General features: G+C 71.7%; 19 protein-coding genes. 3 read left to right on the top strand and 16 right to left on the bottom strand.

Annotation, left to right across the window (positions count from 1 at the left end; all coding sequences use genetic code 11):
* Positions 1-57 precede the first annotated feature (57 nt).
* From H4N64_RS18205 to H4N64_RS18190, 4 genes are all read right to left on the bottom strand, one after another.
* A complete protein-coding gene (locus H4N64_RS18205; RefSeq protein ID WP_186283400.1) occupies positions 58-345 on the bottom strand; it encodes a TFIIB-type zinc ribbon-containing protein in 288 nt (95 codons plus the stop codon).
* 80 nt (positions 346-425) lie between these two features.
* The gene (locus tag H4N64_RS18200) at positions 426-1,373 is read right to left on the bottom strand and encodes a phosphotransferase (protein WP_186283399.1); all 948 of its coding nucleotides are present in this window, start codon (positions 1,371-1,373) and stop codon (positions 426-428) included.
* Between the two features lie 274 nt (positions 1,374-1,647).
* Entirely contained in the window at positions 1,648-1,827 is a 180-nt protein-coding gene (locus tag H4N64_RS18195; protein WP_015661746.1) for a hypothetical protein, read from the bottom strand.
* A gap of 195 nt (positions 1,828-2,022) precedes the next feature.
* Positions 2,023-2,298, bottom strand: coding sequence for a hypothetical protein (locus tag H4N64_RS18190; RefSeq protein ID WP_186283398.1), 276 nt, complete (start codon positions 2,296-2,298; stop codon positions 2,023-2,025).
* A gap of 195 nt (positions 2,299-2,493) precedes the next feature.
* Between H4N64_RS18190 and H4N64_RS18185 the strand changes: the two genes are divergently transcribed.
* Positions 2,494-3,885 carry a serine/threonine-protein kinase gene (locus H4N64_RS18185; RefSeq protein WP_186283397.1) on the top strand — a complete coding sequence of 464 codons (1,392 nt, stop codon included), beginning with the start codon at positions 2,494-2,496 and terminating at the stop codon, positions 3,883-3,885.
* Here H4N64_RS18185 and H4N64_RS18180 read toward each other — a convergent pair whose 3' ends face one another.
* The 9 genes from H4N64_RS18180 to H4N64_RS18140 all read right to left on the bottom strand — a co-directional run bounded on the left by H4N64_RS18180 (position 3,886) and on the right by H4N64_RS18140 (position 15,660).
* Positions 3,886-4,704 carry a TrmH family RNA methyltransferase gene (locus H4N64_RS18180; RefSeq protein ID WP_186283396.1) on the bottom strand — a complete coding sequence of 273 codons (819 nt, stop codon included), beginning with the start codon at positions 4,702-4,704 and terminating at the stop codon, positions 3,886-3,888.
* Positions 4,705-4,768: 64 nt separating this feature from the next.
* Positions 4,769-6,001: a uroporphyrinogen-III C-methyltransferase gene (cobA, locus tag H4N64_RS18175; protein ID WP_186283395.1), complete on the bottom strand. Its 1,233-nt coding sequence runs from the start codon at positions 5,999-6,001 to the stop codon at positions 4,769-4,771.
* Between the two features lie 181 nt (positions 6,002-6,182).
* Positions 6,183-9,635 (bottom strand): nicotinate-nucleotide--dimethylbenzimidazole phosphoribosyltransferase, encoded by a 3,453-nt coding sequence (cobT, locus tag H4N64_RS18170; protein WP_186283394.1) that lies wholly within the window; start codon positions 9,633-9,635, stop codon positions 6,183-6,185.
* Positions 9,636-10,001: 366 nt separating this feature from the next.
* Positions 10,002-11,213: a precorrin-6y C5,15-methyltransferase (decarboxylating) subunit CbiE gene (gene cbiE / locus H4N64_RS18165; RefSeq protein WP_186283393.1), complete on the bottom strand. Its 1,212-nt coding sequence runs from the start codon at positions 11,211-11,213 to the stop codon at positions 10,002-10,004.
* A 68-nt stretch (positions 11,214-11,281) separates the two neighbouring features.
* Positions 11,282-11,920, bottom strand: coding sequence for a GNAT family N-acetyltransferase (locus H4N64_RS18160; protein WP_186283392.1), 639 nt, complete (start codon positions 11,918-11,920; stop codon positions 11,282-11,284).
* 111 nt (positions 11,921-12,031) lie between these two features.
* Positions 12,032-12,865 (bottom strand): MetQ/NlpA family ABC transporter substrate-binding protein, encoded by an 834-nt coding sequence (locus H4N64_RS18155; RefSeq protein WP_186283391.1) that lies wholly within the window; start codon positions 12,863-12,865, stop codon positions 12,032-12,034.
* Positions 12,866-12,921: 56 nt separating this feature from the next.
* Positions 12,922-13,647, bottom strand: coding sequence for a methionine ABC transporter permease MetI (locus H4N64_RS18150; protein WP_186283390.1), 726 nt, complete (start codon positions 13,645-13,647; stop codon positions 12,922-12,924).
* Positions 13,644-14,687, bottom strand: a complete 1,044-nt coding sequence (locus tag H4N64_RS18145) for an ATP-binding cassette domain-containing protein (protein WP_186283389.1) — start codon at positions 14,685-14,687, stop codon at positions 13,644-13,646. The genes H4N64_RS18150 and H4N64_RS18145 overlap by 4 nt, the downstream gene beginning before the upstream one ends.
* 322 nt (positions 14,688-15,009) lie before the next feature.
* Positions 15,010-15,660: an HAD family hydrolase gene (locus H4N64_RS18140; RefSeq protein ID WP_186283388.1), complete on the bottom strand. Its 651-nt coding sequence runs from the start codon at positions 15,658-15,660 to the stop codon at positions 15,010-15,012.
* A gap of 69 nt (positions 15,661-15,729) precedes the next feature.
* Here H4N64_RS18140 and H4N64_RS18135 point away from each other — a divergent pair, with 69 nt between their 5' ends.
* Both H4N64_RS18135 and H4N64_RS18130 read left to right on the top strand, forming a co-directional pair.
* Positions 15,730-16,089 carry a hypothetical protein gene (locus H4N64_RS18135; RefSeq protein WP_186283387.1) on the top strand — a complete coding sequence of 120 codons (360 nt, stop codon included), beginning with the start codon at positions 15,730-15,732 and terminating at the stop codon, positions 16,087-16,089.
* A gap of 1 nt (position 16,090) precedes the next feature.
* Positions 16,091-16,507 carry a hypothetical protein gene (locus H4N64_RS18130; protein WP_260859776.1) on the top strand — a complete coding sequence of 139 codons (417 nt, stop codon included), beginning with the start codon at positions 16,091-16,093 and terminating at the stop codon, positions 16,505-16,507.
* On the opposite strand, the gene H4N64_RS18125 is transcribed toward H4N64_RS18130, so the two are convergent.
* The 3 genes from H4N64_RS18125 to H4N64_RS18115 all read right to left on the bottom strand — a co-directional run bounded on the left by H4N64_RS18125 (position 16,497) and on the right by H4N64_RS18115 (position 18,796).
* Entirely contained in the window at positions 16,497-16,994 is a 498-nt protein-coding gene (locus H4N64_RS18125) for a GNAT family N-acetyltransferase (protein ID WP_186283407.1), read from the bottom strand. The genes H4N64_RS18130 and H4N64_RS18125 overlap by 11 nt on opposite strands.
* A 44-nt stretch (positions 16,995-17,038) precedes the next feature.
* On the bottom strand, positions 17,039-17,554 hold the full coding sequence (locus H4N64_RS18120; protein WP_186283385.1) for a sigma-70 family RNA polymerase sigma factor: 516 nt from the start codon (positions 17,552-17,554) through the stop codon (positions 17,039-17,041).
* 75 nt (positions 17,555-17,629) lie between these two features.
* Entirely contained in the window at positions 17,630-18,796 is a 1,167-nt protein-coding gene (locus H4N64_RS18115) for a glycerophosphodiester phosphodiesterase (protein WP_186283384.1), read from the bottom strand.
* Positions 18,797-18,997 lie beyond the last annotated feature (201 nt).

Genomic DNA, 18,997 nt, shown 5'->3' with positions numbered 1-18,997 from the left:
TCCACACACCGAAGCCCCCGGCCTTGTGGTCGGGGGCTTCTTCGTGCGCGCTGCGGCTCAGCTGGAGAAGAGCATGTGGCCGAAGCTCTTGTGGCGCTTGTGGCCGTAGTGCCCGTGCTGCGGGGCGCCCCAGGCCGGAGCCGCGGGGGCGGGGGCCGCCGGGTACGCCTGTGGGGCGGGCGGGGCCGGTGGGGCCGCCGGCTGGGACCACTGGGACTCCAGGCGGGTCAGGGCCTCCAGCTCGCCGTAGTCGAGAAATATCCCGCGGCAGCCGCTGCACTGCTCGATCTGGACGCCGTTGCGGTTGTAGGTGTGCATCGGGGCACGACACTTCGGACACTGCATGGTCGGCTCAACTCCTCGCCGGTCGGTCCTGCTTCGTGTATCGCCAGGACAGACTCTGTCCGGCTGCGGTCGGTTGCACCCTACTTGGCTGATTCGTACGTCAACTCGGGCGGGGTGGACGCCATTCGGTCACAGGCGTCGATAACGGACTGCTCGATGTCGTCGAGGGGGCGACCGGCCTCCGTCGCCTTGGCGATCGCGGTGGCGGCGGTCTGTACGGTCAGGGCGCGGGCCGGGATGTCGAGGGTGTGCCAGGGGTCGCCGTGCGCGCTGATCGCGGGGCCGGCCGCCGCGCGGTAGGCGGTGAGGAAGCGGGTCCACTCGTCGGGGGCGAGGAGGCCGCAGGCGTACCAGGCCGCGGGGCGGGCGAGGTCCCAGGCGGGGGCCCCGGTGCCGAGGTCGTCCACGTCTATGAGCCGCCAGGGGCCCTGTTCGGCGGGGTGGCGGACAAGCTGGCCGAGGTGGAAGTCGCCGTGGCAGAGGGTGCGGGTGCCGTTGTCGGGCATCGGGGTCTCGGCTCGGGCCCAGGCGGGGAGGGTGTGCCAGGCGCGCAGGACGGGGGTGGCGGCGCTGGACGTGGGCGCGGTGGCTCTGAGGCGCTCGACTGCTCGCGCGGCCTTGGCGGGGCCGCGCATGGGGGGCGTGTGCGGCAGTGGTGGCCGACCGTGCAGGCGGGCGAGGAGGGTGGCGGCGGCTTCCCAGGGGGCGGTGTCGGGGTCTTGCAGGTCTACGGGGGTGCCGTACGGCCAGCAGGTCACCAGGCGGTCGTGGAGGGGGGCCGGGGATGTGGTGAGCGGGGGCAGGAGGATGTCGGGGAGGGCGGCGGCGGTGGCGAGGCGGACGGTGAGCTCGGTGGGGTCGGTGTTCGGGGGGTGGGCCTTGGCGACGATGTCGGCGTGCCGGACGACGGTGGCGTCTTCGCGGGCGGCGAGCGTCACGGCTTCCCCGCAGGGACAGGCGGAACGGCGTGCGTGGGCGGTGACGGTGGCGGCACGGGTCAGGTCCGGCACGAGGCGGATGACTGTCACGGGGCTCCCAGCGGGGGTGGGTCTGGGGTGAGAGTACGCAGGTGCGGACCGGAGGTGGGGTGTGGGTGGGGCGGGTTTCGCTCGCCCGCGCCGGCGGGGTGCCGTCTCCTTGGTTGCGGGCGCCGCCGCAGCGGCGGGTCGGCGTAAAAGGTAATGCCGGCGCAGCTCCCCAGCTGCGCCGGCATTTCTTGCCGTCCGCCGCACCCCCGTCCCCACGGGGTTTCATGGGTGGATGTCCCCGCCCGGACCGCTCTTCCGGGCCTGGGGTCGCCGCTCAGCGCCCCAGCATCACGCCCACGGACGACGCCTGTGTGGCCACTGTCTCCCAGCCGTCGAAGACGAGGAGGAGCAGGGCCGCCAGGGGAAGGGCCATCAGCGTCGCCACCAGCGGGTGGCGACGGCCGTCGCGGCGGGGGCGGAGCGCCGTGCGAGTCCGCGGTGCCGTGTAGGCCATGGTCCCTCTCCTGACCGTTCGGTTGTCGTGGCAGCGGCGGGTGTCTGACCTCGGGGGACGAGTGCTGCACCCGCCGCTTGACCTCAAATCTACGGGCACGGCCCCCGCCGTACGTCATGCCCTCGTACCGATTGCCGGGCCTCCCGGAGGATGAGCGATGACCTGCCGAGTACTCCCCTGGGTGGAGACGGAGTCCTAGGTCTCGGGGTCTTCCCGGAGGGGGCGCCCGGTGTGCCCCGCTTTCTCCGAGCTGTCCTCGCGCGGCACCGGCTGTTCGACCAGCGCCAGGACCCGGTTCGCCATGAACCGCGCCGTACGGACCACAGATCCGTTGCGGGTGACTTCGCTCACTTCCACCACACCCCGGCGTACCGCCGTCTCCACTCTGCGGCCCGCCCTGCTCGCCACCACCTCGTAGGTGCGGGTCGTGTCCCCCGCGTCCACGACTATCTCCACGCGATCACCCTTCACGGGTTCAATCCCCCTTCTGTGACGGGTGGTTGGGATCACAGGCAACGCGAAGTCGGCCTGTTCTCCAGCTCCCTGACCACCCCTCAAGTCTCCCACCCGGCACTGACAATCCATCGGGCCGAGAGGGCGCGGCCTCTGCGCGCAGGCGGCCGGGGAAACGTAAGCTGTGGCTCGTCACAGGACCGGGCAGCGGGGATGAACATGGCGATGATGCGCCTGAGGCGCGAGGACCCGCGCGTCGTCGGCTCGTTCAGGCTTCACAGGCGGCTCGGCGCGGGCGGGATGGGCGTGGTCTACCTGGGCTCCGACAAGAAGGGGCAGCGGGTCGCGCTGAAGGTGATCCGGCCCGATCTGGCGGAGGACCAGGAGTTCCGGTCGCGGTTCGCGCGTGAGGTCTCCGCCGCCCGTCGGATCCGGGGCGGGTGCACCGCCCGGCTCGTCGCGGCGGATCTGGAGGCCGACCGGCCGTGGTTCGCCACGCAGTACGTGCCCGGGCCCTCCCTGCACGACAAGGTCGCCGACGAGGGCTCGCTCGGCGCTGCGGAGGTCGCCGCGATCGGGGCCGCCCTCTCGGAGGGCCTGGTCGCGGTGCACGAGGCCGGGGTCGTCCACCGGGATCTCAAGCCGTCCAACATCCTGCTGTCCCCCAAGGGACCGCGAATCATCGACTTCGGCATCGCCTGGGCCACGGGCGCCTCGACGCTCACCCACGTCGGTACGGCGGTGGGCTCCCCCGGCTTCCTCGCCCCTGAGCAGGTGCGCGGCGCCGCCGTCACCCCGGCCACGGACGTCTTCTCGCTCGGCGCGACCCTGGCGTACGCCTCGATGGGCGACTCGCCCTTCGGGCACGGCAGTTCCGAGGTGATGCTGTACCGCGTGGTGCACGAGGAGGCGCAGCTCCATGGTGTGCCCGACGCGCTGGCCCCGCTGGTGCGGGCCTGTCTCGCCAAGGCTCCCGAGGAGCGGCCGACCACGCTCCAACTGTCGCTGCGGCTGAAGGAGATCGCGGCCCGCGAGGCGCAGGGCATCGCCGAACTGCGTCCGCCCGCCCCCCGCTCAGGGGAAGCGGACCGACCGACCGGACGGCTCACCGAGAGCTACCCGGAGCGTGCTCAGCGGCGCCCGCAGGGGACGCCCCCGCCGCGCACCACCGGTCCCTCCTCGCGCGGCCCCGCTCCGTCCCGGGGTGGCGGTGCCGCACGCGGTGGTCCGGCGCCCTCGTCGTCCGGCCGGTCCGGGGCACGGCCCACGCCCGTCTCGCGGAACACCGGAAGGACGGGCAACGGCAACCGGCCCGCACCGCGCAGCGGCACCGGCCGTCCGGCGGCGCGGAACACGGGCACCGGCCGTCGGCCCGCCAACCCGCAGCTGCTGCGCCAGCGGCTGTTCGTGTTCGTCGTGGTGACCCTGCTGGTCGCCCTCGGCATCGCCGCCGCCCAGGGCTGCCAGGGCCCGAGCCGGGGCATCGGCGACGAGCGGGACGTCGTACGGCAGGAGCGGTCGGCTCCGCCGACACCGGGCTACGAGCCGTTGGACGTACCGCTCATGTCGCAGCGGTACGAGTCGACGTTCGAGGCGTCCGACTAGTCAGGCTCCCGGGCGGCCCGTCGCCACCGCGTAGAAGGCGACCGCGGCCGCCGCGCCCACGTTGAGGGAGTCGACGCCGTGGGCCATGGGGATGCGGACCCATTCGTCCGCGGCGACCAGGGCCTGGCGGGACAGGCCGTCGCCCTCGGCGCCGAGCATCAGGGCGACCCGGTCCATCCTGTGCGGGGCGGCCTCGTCGAGGGACTTGGCCTTCTCGTCCGGGGTGAGGGCGAGCAGGGTGAAGCCGGCCTCGCGGACCGACTCCAGGCCCTTGGGCCAGGTCTCCAGACGGGCGTACGGGACAGAGAAGACCGCGCCCATCGAGACCTTCACGCTGCGGCGGTACAGCGGGTCCGCGCAGTCCGGGGACAGCAGGACCGCGTCCATGCCGAGCGCCGCCGCCGAGCGGAAGATCGCGCCGATGTTGGTGTGGTCGTTGACCGACTCCATGACCACCACCCGGCGGGCGGTCTGGAGCAGGTCGGCCGCCGTGGGCAGGGGCTTGCGCTGCATGGAGGCCAGTGCGCCTCGGTGCACGTGGTAGCCGGTGACCTGTTCGGCGAGCTCCGGGCTGACCGCGTAGACGGGGGCCGGGAGTTCGTCGATGACGTCGCGCATGACATCGACCCATTTCGCGGACAGCAGCATCGAGCGCATCTCGTAGCCGGCGTCCTTGGCCCTTCTGATGACCTTCTCGCCCTCGGCGATGAAAAGGCCCTCGGCGGGCTCGCGCTTGCGGCGCAGTTCTACGTCGGTCAGGCCCGTGTAGTCGCGCAGGCGCGGGTCGTCGGGGTCCTCGACGGTGATGAGATCGGCCACAGGGTGATACTGCCTTGTCGTGCGTGCGGTGCCAACGGCTCGGGAGAGAGTGAGTTACCTCGGGTTACGCCAAAGTCGTCGGGCCGACCTTGACGACCTCGCCGATGACGATGACCGCCGGCGGCTTGACCTCCTGCGCGACGACGGCCTCGGCGGCCGTCGCGAGGGTCGCGTCCACGCGGCGCTGGGCGGCGGTGGTGCCCTCCTGGATCAGGGCGACGGGCGTGTCCGGGGACTTGCCGTGCGCGATGAGCGTCTCGGCGACCTTTCCGATGGTGCCGACGCCCATGAGGATCACCAGCGTGCCGGTCAGCTTGGCGAGGGACGGCCAGTCGACCAGGGAGCGCGCGTCGTCGGGCGCGATGTGACCGCTGACCACCGTGAACTCGTGGGCCACGCCTCGGTGGGTGACCGGGATGCCCGCGGCGCCCGGCACCGAGATCGAGCTGGAGATGCCGGGCACGACCGTGCACGGGATGCCGGCCTCGGCCAGCGCCTGGAACTCCTCCATGCCGCGGCCGTAGACATAAGGGTCGCCGCCCTTGAGACGTACGACCGACTTGCCCTGCTTGGCGTGCTCGATCAGGGCGTTGTTGATGGCCTCCTGGGCCATGAAACGGCCGTACGGCAGCTTCGCCGCGTCGATGACCTCGACGCTGGACGGCAGTTCCGCGAGGAGGTCGCGCGGGCCCAGGTGGTCGGTGATGACCACGTCGGCCTCGGCGAGCAGACGGCGGCCGCGGACGGTGATCAGGTCCGGGTCGCCGGGGCCGCCGCCGACCAGGGCGACGCCGGGGGTGCGGGTGCGGTGGTGGGGGGCGACGAGGGTGCCGTCGCGCAGGCCCTCGACGACCGCGTCGCGGATGGCGGCGGTGTGGCGGGGGTCGCGGGACTTGGTGTCGGTGGTGAGGATCGCGACGGTGACGCCCTCGCTGGTTCCCGTGGCCGGGGTCCAGGCGGTGGCGGCTTCGGCGTCGTCGGAGCGGACGCACCAGACGCGGTGCCGCTCGGCTTCGGCGGAGGCCTGGGCGTTCGCTTCCGTGTCGCCGGTGGCGATCAGGGCGTACCAGGCGTCCGCGAGGTCGCCGTTCTGGTATCGGCGCCGCTGCCAGGTGATCTCGCCCGCGTCCGCCATGGCTTCGACGGAAGGGGTCACATTCGGGGATACGAGGTGGATGTCGGCGCCGGCCGCGATGAGGGCGGGGAGGCGGCGCTGGGCGACCTGGCCGCCGCCGAGGACGACGACACGGCGGCCGGTGAGGCGGAGGCCTACGGGGTAGGCGGGGTTTTCGGCCATGAGGGTGCGCTCCTCGGACAGGCGGCGGTGCGGCGGGCGTGCTGCGGCATTGAAGCGGCCCTGACGTGCGGATTTTACGGCGCGCGTCCAGTGGGTGGCTCGGGCGGGTGGGGTTTCCTTCCCCCAGCCCGCCCCTTCCCGAAACCGGGGCTCTGCCCCCGGCCCCCCGAACGTGCGCGGCCTACTTCTCGGTGACCCCCGCCGAGTCGAACGTCGCCACTTCGTGCATCGCTCTCGCCGTGCTCTGGACCAGGGGCAGGGCCAGGAGGGCGCCCGTGCCCTCGCCGAGGCGGAGGTCCAGGTCGACCAGGGGGCGCAGGCCGAGCTTGTTCAGGGCTGCCACGTGGCCCGGTTCCGCGCTGCGGTGGCCCGCGATGCAGGCCGCGAGGACCTCGGGGGCGATCGCGCGGGCGACCAGGGCCGCGGCGCCCGCGCTGACGCCGTCCAGGATCACCGGCGTACGCAGGGACGCGCCGCCCAGCAGCAGGCCCACCATCGCGGCGTGTTCGAAGCCGCCGATCGCGGCGAGAACGCCGATGGGGTCGGCCGGGTCCGGCTGATGGAGTTCGAGGGCGCGGCGGACGACCTCGGTCTTGCGGGCCAGGGTCTCGTCGTTGATGCCGGTGCCGCGGCCGGTCACCTCGGCCGGGTCGGCGCCGGTGAAGACCGAGATCAGGGCGGCGGACGCGGTCGTGTTCGCGATGCCCATCTCACCGGTCAGCAGGGCCTTGTTGCCGGCCGCCACCAGGTCGCGGGCCGTCTCGATGCCGACCTCGATGGCCTGCTTGCACTCCTCGCGGGTCATCGCAGCGCCGGTGGTCATGTCGGACGTGCCCGCGCGGACCTTGCGGGGCAGGAGGCCGGGGGTGGCGGGCAGGTCGGCGGCCACGCCCACGTCCACCACGCACACCTCCGCGCCCACCTGGCCGGCGAAGGCGTTGCACACCGCTCCCCCGCCGAGGAAGTTGGCGACCATCTGGGCCGTCACCTCCTGCGGCCAGGGGGTCACGCCCTGGGCGTGCACGCCGTGGTCGCCCGCGAAGATCGCGACGGCCGCGGGCTCCGGGATCGGCGGCGGGCACTGCCGGGACAGGCCGGACAGCTGGGCGGAGATGATCTCCAGCATGCCGAGCGCGCCGGCCGGCTTGGTCATCCGCTTCTGCCGCTCCCAGGCCTCACCTAGCGCCTTGGCGTCCAGCGGGCGGATCTGGGCGACGGTCTCGGCGAGCAGGTCGTGCGGGTCCTCGCCGGGCAGGGCGCGACGGCCGTACGTCTCCTCGTGGACCACCCAGGACAGCGGGCGGCGCTTGGACCAGCCCGCCTGCATCAGCTCGGGCTCATCGGGGAACTCGTCGACGTACCCGACGCACAGGTAGGCCACGACCTCCAGGTGCTCGGGCAGGCCGAGGGTGCGGACCATCTCGCGCTCGTCGAAGAAGCTGACCCAGCCGACGCCGAGGCCCTCGGCGCGGGCGGCGAGCCAGAGGTTCTCGACGGCGAGGGCGGAGGAGTACGGCGCCATCTGCGGCTGCGTGTGGCGGCCGAGGGTGTGGCGGCCGCCGCGGGTCGGGTCGGCGGTGACCACGATGTTCACCGGGGTGTCGAGGATGGCCTCGATCTTCAGTTCCTTGAACTGCTTCGCCCGGCCCTTGGGCAGCGACTTGGCGTAGGCGTCGCGCTGGCGCATCGCCAGCTCGTGCATCGTGCGCCGGGTCTCGGCGGAGCGGATGACGACGAAGTCCCAGGGCTGCGAGTGGCCGACGGACGGGGCGGTGTGAGCCGCTTCCAGGACGCGGAGCAGCACCTCGTGCGGGATGGGGTCGCTGCGGAAGCCGTTGCGGATGTCACGGCGCTCGCGCATGACCTTCAGCACGGCCTCGCGCTCGGCGTCCTCGTAGGCGGGCGCGGCCGGGCCGGTGGGCTGTCGTGCTTCTGCCACGGGGGCCGTGCTCTCCTCCTGGTCGGCGGCCCTGGTGTCCAGGTCCTCCGCGTGCTGTACGAGTTCGGGGTCGCCCGCGCGCGGTGCGGGGACCGCGGGTGCCTCCTCGGTGGGCAGGACGATCGGCTGCGGCGGGGTGGGCGCGAGGTGCGGGGTGGTCGGCACCTGGCCCTCCACCGGCACGAACTGCCCGAGCGGCTGCTCCGGCCGGGGCTCCATCGGCACACCGGCCGCCGGCGTCTGAAGCTGGGGCCCGGCCGGGTCGGCGACGTACGGCTGGGGCGCGGGGGCCTCCGGCTCGACGGCCAGGGGCACGGGCTGCGCCTCGACGGGCTCGGGCTGCGGGGCGGGCTCGGGGGTGATGGCGGGTGCCTCTGCTACGACGGGGGCGGCGGGCTCGGCCGGGGGCTCGGCGGGGGCTTCCACGTAGGCGGTGGATTCCGCGGGCGCGGGCGCCGGTTCGGTCTGCGGGGCCTCGGGCGCGGGCGCCATGGCGGCCTGCGGTTCCTCGGGCGCGGGCGGTTCCTCGGCCACGGCCGCGACCGGCTCGGGCTCGACTGCCACGGGTGCCTCGGCGGGCTCGTGCACGACGGCCTCGGGCACCTCGACGACCTGCGGCGCGTCCGGTACGGCGGGCTCGACGACCACCGCAGCCTCCGGCGCCTCGGCCTCGGGCGCGGGCGGCTCCGGGACCGCGACGGGCTCCGGGACCGTGACGGGCTCCGGCTCGGGTACGACAGCGTCGGGAACGGCGGCTTCTTGTACGACGGCCTCGGGCACCGCTGCCTCATGCACCACGGCCTCGGCAGCAGGGGCCTGAACAGCCTCGGCGGCCTGAACCTCCACAGGCGCAGCCGCCTCGGCGTCCTGCGCGACCTCGGGCACCGCCACCGGTTCGGCGACCGGCACCGCTTCAGCGACCGGCTCCACAACCGGGACGTCCCCGGAACCGACGCCCGAGGCGTCCGCGCCCCCGGACACCGGGAACTGCTGGGCAGGTACGGAAGCCTCCTCCGGCGCGGGCACCGGCGCCGTCTCGTGCCCCTGCGGTTCCTGCGCTACGGCGACCGCCTCCGTGGCGAGCCGAGCCATGGCCGCCTGGGCCGGGTCGGAAGGCTCAGGCGCCGGTGCGATCGGCGGAACAACCGTTTCGGCAGCCGCCACCTCCGCGCTCATCGGCGCGGCAGCGGCGGGAGCGGGCGACGGCATCGGGGTACCCCAGGGCGCCGCCGGCTGGGGCTGCGGGATGTCGAGGTACTCCGGACCTGCCGTGGGCGGACCCGGCTGCCGTACCGGCGGGGCGCCCACCGCGCCGCGGTCGGCCAGGGAGCGGACCGGGCTTGCGGAGGCGTCGGGGGTCGGCGGGCCGAGGTGCAGCGGGCGCCGCGGGGTCGTCGGCGGCACCGGCGCCGGACCCGGCATACGGACCGCGCTCAGGTCGACCGAGCCGCTGTCACGGCCGGACATCTCGTGCGCACCGGGTTCGTGCAGGGCCTCCACGACCGGTTCCGGCGCGGGCGGAGCGACCTCGTTGCCCCAAGCGCTCTGGGCGCCGGGCAGCAGCAACAGGTCTTCGTCCTCGGCGGTGGTCTCGGAGAGGTAGGTGTACGCACCGGGCGCGGGGACGCCCGGCTGCTCCACCATGCCTGCGTTCTCCGGCAGTCCCTCGCCCGGGACCTGGCCGGTGTCGGTCATGCGTACCCCTCGCCCATCGGTTAGTGCTTCTACGACCAGCTCACCCGGAGCGGCGCACCGACCGCTCCACAGTGAAGAACGAGCGTGTGTGCCCAGCGGCACGAACGACCCGCCCACAAAGACGACAAAGCCATTAACTGGCATTGTCGCGGCCGTTCCCCCGTCACGACAGCTTCATCCGCGACGATCCCGCTGTGGACTGCGCCACGTTGCGCGTCCTCCGGTTCTGCCGTACCACACTCCCCCCAAAACGGGCGGGTTTTCCGGACATTGACCGACGAAGCGTCGGGCGTCCGAGTGCGGTGCAACGATCGGCCAGCCTACCGCGACCGGTACGACAACAGGATCACGGGGACGGGATCGGGGTCAGCCCGTCCGGTCCGGCAACAGGCCGCTGAGCAGGAACGCGACGCTCCGTTCCCGCTCCGTCCAGGCCCGCGTGTCGAGTTCGACGGACTGGAGCAGGGCGCACTCGACCCGGTAGCCGTGTTCGGTCAGGTCGCGGCCGATGAGTTCGGCCTCGTCGCGGGTGGCCGCGTGGGTGACGATGCGCTGCGGTCGGCGGTCGGCGACCGCGGAGACGACCGCCGCTCCCCCGCCGCCGACGCGTACGACGTCGGGTTCGGGCAGGTTCTCCAGGACGTGCGGGGCGGTGCCGTGCACGACCTGGAGCTGGACGCCGAGGGCGCGGGCGTTGGACTCGGTGCGTTCGCAGGCCCGTGGGTCGCTGTCGACGGCGATGACGGCGGCCCCGGCCCGGGCGGCCTCGGTGGCGAAGGCACCGCTGCCGCAGCCGATGTCCCACACCAGGTCCCCCACGCGCGGGCCGAGCCGGGCGAGTTGGGCCGCGCGCAGTGGTTCCAGCTCGCCCTCGCCCATGAGTCCGCCGTAGGACTCGGCGGGCAGGGTCCAGCCGCGCGGGGTGGCCGACGGGTCGCGGCCCGCGATCCAGCCGCCGCCCTGCGCGACCCCGGCCGGGCCGCCGATGACGATGACGACGTTCGGGTCGCGCCAGGTGTGGTCGGCGGCCTTGTCGGAGGTGACGACGGTGACCTGTTCGCGTTCGGTGCCGAGTTCCTCGCAGATGACGAAGGTGCGGTGGACGCCCTCCAGGAGCAGTCCGAGTTCGGCGGGTCCCGCGCCGGGTGAGGTGAGGACGGCGACCTTGGTGTGGGCGCGGCACACATTCACCGCGCGTCGCAGGGTGCGACGGTGTGCGACGACCACCTGTGCGTCGTCCCAGGGCATACCGGCGCGGGCGAAGGCGGTGGCGACCGAGGAGACGGCGGGGACGACCTCGACCTCCAGGCCGAACTCGGGCGCGCGCAGGGTCCGTACGACTCCGAAGAAGCCGGGATCGCCGTCGGCGAGGACGACCGCCGTGCCGCGATGGCCGGCGATCCGGCGGGCGGCGAGGGCGACGCTGCCGAGGCGGATGCGCTCGGCCGCGGGGGGCACCTCGGGCAGTGCCAGATGGTGCGCGGCGCCGGCCACCAGCGTGGCGGCGCCGAGGGCGGCGCGTGCCGCGGCGGTCAGCGGCGAGCCGTCCCAGCCGATCACCGTGACCCGGTCGGCCATCGTCGTCAGTCTCCAGGGGGTTTACGCAGGTGGACGGGGCAGCCTGAGGGTATCCCGGTCGGCCGGGGTCAGTTCCAGTCGGAGTACGACGTGAATCCGGCGGAGTCGGCCAGCTGCTCCGCCGCGCCCTCCAGGTCCTCCGGCAGCAGGCTCCAGACGATGTAGTCGGTGCGCACGTCGGTCCAGGTGCCGTCGTCGGTGCGCACGTGCGCTATGCAGGCGTTGCGCAGGACGCCCTCGCTGATGCAGCCGATCTTCTGGGCGACCTGCTGGGATGCGGTGTTGTCGGCGGCCGTGCGCAGCTCGATGCGCTCGAACTTCTGGTCGCCGAACAGCCATTGGGCGGTGGCGAGGGCGGCCTCGGAGGCGTAGCCCTCGCCGCGGGCCCAGGGGGCGATGATGTACGACAACTCGGTTGAGCGGACATGCCAGTTGGTCTTGCCGAGCTGGACGATGCCGACCAGGCGCTGGGTGAGGAACTCGGTGACGGCGAGGTCGAGTCCGCGGCCCGCCTCCCGTTCGGCGGGCGCGTACCCGGTGATCCAACTGCGGGCGCCCGCCGCGGTGAAGGGCTGCGGGACGTCGGTCCAGGCGCCGACCTGCTCGTCGTTCATCATCTCGGTCAGGGCGGGCACGTCGTCCTCGTCGAGGGGACGCAGCACCAACCGCTCCGTGCTGATGGAGATGTTGGGGAAGGTGCTCGTCATGCGCCGCTCCGTAACCTTCGAAAACGTCAGGCCTGCTGAACTGCCCAGCATGCAGCATGAAAGCACCGAACCGCACCACGGGGTCCTCCCCGTGGTGCGGTTCGGGATCCGTCAGAAGGTGGCGATGACGGAACCGGCGTACTTGTCCTCGATGAACTTCTTGACCTCGGGGGAGGTCAGGAGCTTCGCGAGCTTCTTCACGCGCGGGTCGTCCTCGTTGCCTTCCTTCACGGCGAGGAAGTTGCCGTACGGGTTGTCCGTGGCGGACTCCAGGACCAGGGCGTCGTCGGCGGGCTTGAGGTCGGCCTCGATGGCGTAGTTGCCGTTGATGACCGCGGCGTCGACGTCGTTCAGGGAGCGCGGGGTCTGGGCCGCCTCCAGCTCCTTGAACTTGAGGTTCTTGGGGTTCTTGACGATGTCCGAGGGGGTCGCTTCGTTGCCGACGCCGTCCTTGAGGGTGATGATCCCGTTGTCGGCGAGCAGCTTCAGGGCGCGCGCCTCGTTCACGGTGTCGTTGGGGACGGCGACGGTCGCACCGCTCTTGAGGTCGTCGGCGCTCTTGACCTTGTTGGAGTAGAGGCCGAGCGGCTCCAGGTGGACCGTGACGACGGGCACGATGTGGGTGCCGTTCTTCTTGTTGAAGTCGTCGAGGTACGGCTGGTTCTGGAAGTAGTTGGCGCCGACCGATCCGTCCTCCGTCGCCGTGTTCGGCGTGACGTAGTCGGTGAACTCCTTGACCTCCAGGTCGAGTCCCGCGTCCTTCGCCAGGTTGTCCTTGACATAGGTGAGGATCTCGGCGTGCGGGACGGGGCTCGCGGCGACGACCAGCGGTCCGCTGGTGTCGGCGGAGGCGGAGTCGCTGTCGGAGGAGCCGCAGGCGGTGAGCCCGAAGGTGAGGGCTCCGGCGGCGAGGACGGCGGTGGTGATCTTTGCGGTGTTACGCACGAAAAGTGCCTTTCCTGATGGGTGGTGCGACCCCGTGATGGGTGTTACGGGGAGAACTAGACGGTCTTGCTGGTGGCTGTGGACGCCTTCAGCAGCCGAAGCTTGGGGGCTGGGCCCGAGGTGCCGCCGCGGCGGTGCAGCGAGCGGGCCGCGTAGTCGCCGGCGAACTGGATGAGGGAGATGACGACGGCGAGGATCGCCACGGTGATCCACATCAGCTCGGTCTCGAAGCGCTGGTAGCCGTAGCGGATGGCGATGTCGCCGAGGCCGCCCGCGCCGACCGTGCCGGCCATCGCGGAGTAGCCGATGAGGGCGACGATAGTGGTCGTGGTGGAGGCGATCAGCGAGGGCAGGGACTCCGGTACGAGGACCTTGCGCACGACCGTCCAGGTGTTCCCGCCCATCGACTGCACAGCCTCGACGAGCCCGCCGTCCACTTCGCGGACAGCCGTCTCGACCAGGCGCGCGAAGAACGGGATCGCGCCGATGGCGAGCGGCACGATGGCGGCCTCGCGGCCGATGGTCGTGCCGGTGATGGAGCGGGTGAAGCCCATCAGCGCGACCATCAGGATGATGAACGGCATCGAACGGGCGATGTTCACGACCTGCCCGATGACTTTGTTGGCCACGACGTTCTGGAGCAGTCCGCCCTTGTCGGTGAGGACGAGGAGGACGCCGAGCGGAAGCCCGCCGACGACGGCGATGAGCGTGGACCAGCCGACCATGTAGAGGGTGTCCCAACATGCCTGCTCCAGCAGCGGCTGCATTTCGAACCAGGTCACTTGGCACCTTCCTTCAGCAGAACGGGCTCCTGGCCCAGTACGTCGATCTGCAGGCCCTGTTCGCGCAGGAAGCCGATCGGCACGACGTTGTCCTCGTAGCGGCCGGGCAGTTCGATGCGCATCCGGCCGACCTGGAGGCCGCCGACGGTGTCGATGGCGGCGCCGAGGATCGAGATGTCGACGTTGTAGGTGCGCGCCAGCTGGGAGATGACGGGCTGGGTGGCGGCCTCGCCGTGGAAGGTGACGTCGACGATGGTGCGGTGGGCGTCGGTGGCCTCGCCGCTCACCGGGAACAGCGCGGAGGCCAGTTCGGAGCCGGGGGTGGCGAGCAGTTCGCTGACGGTGCCGGACTCGACGATGCGGCCCTTCTCCATGAGCGCGGCCGAGTCGCAGATCGACTTCACGACGTCCATCTCATGGGTGATGAGCAGGACGGTGAGCCCCAGCTGCCGGTTCAGGTCGCGCAGCAGTTGGAGGATGGAGCGGGTGGTCTCCGGGTCGAGGGCACTGGTGGCCTCGTCGGAGAGCAGCACCTTGGGGTCGCCGGCCAGGGCGCGGGCGATGCCGACGCGCTGCTTCTGGCCGCCGGAGAGCTGGGCGGGATATGCCTTGGCCTTGTCGGCGAGGCCGACCAGGTCGAGCAGTTCGAGCGCCTTGCGGGAACGCTCCTTGCCCGACTTGCCGAGGATCTCCAGCGGCAGCTCGACGTTGTCCTGCACGGTCCGCGAGGACAGCAGGTTGAAGTGCTGGAAGACCATGCCGATACGGCTGCGCGCCTGCCGCAGTTCCTTGCCGGCGCGCGGACCGCGGCCCGCGAGAGCGGTGAGGTCCTGGCCGGCGACGGTGACCGTGCCGGCGGTGGGGCGCTCCAGGAGGTTGACGCAGCGGATGAGTGAGGACTTTCCGGCGCCGGACTGGCCGATGACGCCGTACACCTCGCCTTCGCGGACGTGCAGGTCGACGCCGTCGAGGGCGGTGACCTCTCGACCGCGGGTGCGGTGAGCCCGGTAAATTTTCGTCAGGCCCGATGTGGTGATCACTGGGGTTTCCGTCACTGTCGAGTACGCGGGCGTGGGTGTGCCCTGGTACGGGAGGAGATGTGTGCGCGGGGCAGCTGGGTCACGTACGGCTGGGGGCGTACGGACATGCCGTGGCGGCTCGCTTCGGGGCGCGAGGCTCAAAAGGAAGTGGTGCGGGGGCCCTCTAGAAGGCGCACATTCGACACATACAACGAGCACCGGGCGTCATGGTCGCCTCGGTCGCAAGGATGCGGTCGCTCGTCGTGGTCATGCGATCAGTAAAGCAGACGGAGTACGCGGACCAAGAACCGCTGTCCGCAATGCGGACAGCGGTGGACAGTGGTCAGTCCCGGACGGAGATCTCGATGCCATGGGCGGTGACCAGGGCGGACAAGGCCGAGAGGTCCTTGACCACCAGGTCGGCGTCGAGCTCGTGGGCCTGGTGGGTTGTGGCCAAGGCCACGGTGGTCATCCCGGCGGCGCGGCCGGCCTGGAGACCGGCGGGGGCGTCCTCGAAGACGACACAGCGGGCCGGATCGACGCCCAGCTGACGGGCGGCGAGAAGGTAGGGCTCGGGGTCGGGCTTGCCGCGGGTGATGTCGTCGGCCGCGATCAGGGTCTTGGGCAGGATGCCGACGGCGTCGAGGCGGGCCTCGGCGAGCCGGCGGGTGGCGGAGGTGACGACGGCCCAGCGGTCGGCGGGCAGCGAGTCGAGGAAGGCCCTGGTACCGGGCAGCAGCTCCACGCCGTCGTTCGGCACGTCCTCGACCTCCAGCGTCTCGATCCGCGCCACGGCCTCCGGCACGAGGTCGGCGGGCAGCAGGTCGGCGGCTATCTCGACGGCCGGGCGCCCGTGCAGTTCGATACGTCCGAACTCTTCGGCGGTGATTGCGTACTCCCGTGCCCACCGCGTCCAGCAGCGGTCGACCGAGGCGAGCGAGGAGACGAGGGTGCCGTCGTTGTCGAACAGCAGGGCTTCGGCGTGGATGTGCATGCCCTCGACCCTACGGTGCCCGCCGGGGTCGGCCGCACCAGGCCTTTTGGCCCGTAATAGGGTCGCTGCATGCTTGATGCCCTGACGCTCGTGACCGGCGTCGCCGCGTTGCTGCTCGCCGCGTGGTGCGGCTTTGCCGCGTACCGCGATGAGCCGACGAAGGACTGGCACTTCATCGGGATGGCCGTGGTGACCCTGCTGGCGCTGGTCCAGCTGGTGGTCGGGACCGTGCAGTTGGCGCGCGGCGAGGAGCCCGAGCAGGGCACGACGATCTTCGTCGCGTATCTGCTGGGCGCGTTCGCGTGTGTGCCGGCGGCCGGGTTCATGTCGCTGGCCGAGCGGACCAGGTGGGGTTCGATCACGGTCGCGGCCGGCGGTGTGGTGCTCGCGGTGCTGGAGGTGCGGCTCTATGACATCTGGGGAGGCTGAGATGACGGCCGTGGAGGGAAAGCGCACCCGGCTCATCAGTGGGCCCGGAATGCTGCTCGTCTGGCTGTACGGCGTGATGGTCGTCGGGGCGGTGTCGCGGTCGGTGGTGCAGATCTCGACGGAGTTCGACCACGCCCCGCTCGCCTATTCGCTGTCGGCGGTGGCGGGGCTGGTGTACGGGTTCATCACGTACACGCTGGTCAGGGGTGGTGAGACGGCCCGTAAGGCGGCGCTGGTCTGCTGCGCCGCCGAACTCGCGGGCGTCCTGGTCGTCGGTACCTGGACCCTGGTGGAGCCCTCGGCGTTCCCCGACGCGACGGTGTGGTCCGACTACGGCATGGGGTATCTGTTCATCCCCGTACTGCTGCCGCTCTCGGCGATCTACTGGCTGCGCAAGGCGGGCACGGTCAAGCCGTAGCCGCGTACGTCCCCGCCGCCTTCTCCAGGACGATCATCGGTACGCCGTCCGTGCCCTCGGAAGTGCCTACCGCCGTGTAGCCGACCTTGCGGTAGAGGCGGAGGCTGGTCTCGCTGCGGTGGCCGGTGTGCAGGCGGAACCTCTTCGCGCCGCGCTCGTCGGCGAGGGCGGATTCGGCCGCTCGAAGAAGACGGGCGCCGATGCCATGGCCCTGGAGGCGGGGGTGGACGCAGAGCTTGCCGATGGCGGCGGCGCCGTCCTCGGTGACCGAGCCGCGGACCGAGCCGACCACCTCGTCGCCGAGACGGGCCACGAAGACACAGTCCTTGGCGACTTCCTCGCGCACCGAGTCCAGCGTCTGGACGAGCGGGTCGATGCGGTAGTTGCCGTACAGCGCGGCCTCGCTCTGGAAGCACAGGTACTGCAGCTTGAAGATCTGCTCCGCGTCCTGCTCGGTCGCCGCAGAGATGGTCACGCTCATGCCCATGTGCGCATGCCTCCCGCTCACCTGATCACCTGTCGTCCTCACTCCTATCCCCGCGCTCCTCGGGCCGCAACCTCCTGCGTCAGCAATCGCCGTAGACAACCCAGACATCTGGAACGTTCCGGGCCAAGACTGCCCTGTGAGATACCCAACTCCCCCGCGATTTCCCGGTATGTCATGTCCCTCGGCGAAAGCAGCGCCTCGACCAGGCTGGGGCAGCGGCCGGGCAGCCGGCGGACCGCGTCGCGCAGAGCGCGGTGGCGGGCGGCCCTGAGGGCGAGGTGTTCGGGGTCGCGCTCGGACTCGTCCGCGGGTTCGGCGTCATACGGCCGTTCGAGGCGGTGGGTACGGCGGGTGCGGCGGACCTCGGAGCGGACGGCCGAGCGTAGCCAGCGCTCGGGGTCGGGCGGCGGGCCCTGGGCGTCGAGGAGCTCCAACAGGCGCAGCCAGACCGCCTGTTCCAGGTCGCCGGGCTCGGTTCCGGAGGCGTGCGCCTCGGCGGAGGCCTCGGCGGTGAGCAGCGGGCGCAGCGCGAGAACCTCTGAAACAGAGTCGTGTCTCATATGACGCACGACGCGGCCGCCCGGGCGACGGGTTGCCCGGGCGGCCGCTTGTCACCCCAACCAGGGGCGTGGGGCTCAGCCGTTGACGAAGTCCTCGCGGGCCAGCAGCCCGGTGTCCGGCTGGTCGGTGAAGACACCGTCGATGCCGGTGGCGAAGTACGTCCTGTACGCACCGAAGACATCGCCGTAGGCGTCCGCGTCCGTGCCCTTGCGGAAGTCCGCGGGCAGGAAGGGATTCTCGTTGCGCAGCGTCCAGGGGTGCAGGACCAGGCCCACCTTGTGCGCGTCCGCGACCAGGGTGGTCGGCGTGGTGAGCTTGCCGCTCGCGTCCCTCGGGATGATCAGGTCCAGGGTCGGGCCGATGCCCTGGGCGTAGGAGGCGATCTCGCGCAGCCCGGCCGGCTTGACCAGATCGGCGACGGTACGCGGGTCACCGCTGTCCACGAAGTCGTACGGCCGGGTGCTCGCGCCGGACAGCAGCACCACCAGCGGGTTGTCGATGAGCTTGTTGAGGCGCTGGATGCTGGTCGGCTCGAACGACTGGACGATGACCGGCGAGTTCCACTTGTGCTTGCCATACTTGCGCAGCACCTTCGCGATCCGCTCTTCGAGGCCGAGGCCCAGCTTGCGGAAGTAGGTGGGGTGCTTGAGCTCGGGGTAGATCCAGACCTGCTTGCCGCGCTCCCGGGTCTGCTCCTCCTGCCACTGGAGCACCTCTTCGAAGGTGGGGATCTCCCAGCGGCCGTTGTAGAGGGTGTTGTGCGGGCGGTTGGCCGGGATGCGCTCGATCGCGCGGAGCGTCTTGAGCTCGGCGAGCGTGAAGTCCTCGGTGAACCAGCCGGTGACGGAGACCCCGTCGAGCAGCTTGGTGGTCTTCCGGGCGGCGAACTCGGGGTGGTCGGCGATGTCGGTGGTGCCGCCGATCTCCGGCTCGTGGCGGCAGACCAGATGGCCGTCCTTGGTGGGCACCAGGTCACCGGCCTCGACGATGTCGGCACCCAGGTCCAGGGCCAGCTGGTAGGCGCCCAGGGTGTGCTCGGGCCGGTAGCCGCTGGCACCGCGGTGGCCGATGATCGTGGGCTTGGGCAGGCTCTTCACACCGCCGCCTCCGTACCCGGAGCCCGCGGCCCGTGCCGTACCGGACAGTCCGAGGACCGCTCCGCCCGCGCCCAGCACCGCGGCGCCCAGCAGCGCCCGGCGCCCGGTCCCGCGCGCCTGCTCGTCCGACTCCTGCGTTCCCATGAGCGCCCTCCTGCCCTCGGCTCTTCAGTGCGGGCCGATGGTAGGTGCCCGTCCATGACCGGCGGGAGACCCCGGATCGAACACGCGGGTGACACCGGATGTCTTGTGAGGACGCAGTTCTGATGAACCGTCGACATCGGACGCATGTCTCAGGGTAGGCGTGAGGCGAACGCCCGAACCCCGGTCGGCGCGACGTCGGTC

Source organism: Streptomyces cupreus (assembly GCF_014257025.1).
Classification (GTDB): Bacteria; Actinomycetota; Actinomycetes; order Streptomycetales; family Streptomycetaceae; genus Streptomyces; species Streptomyces cupreus.
This window is presented reverse-complemented; position numbering and strand designations above follow the sequence as displayed.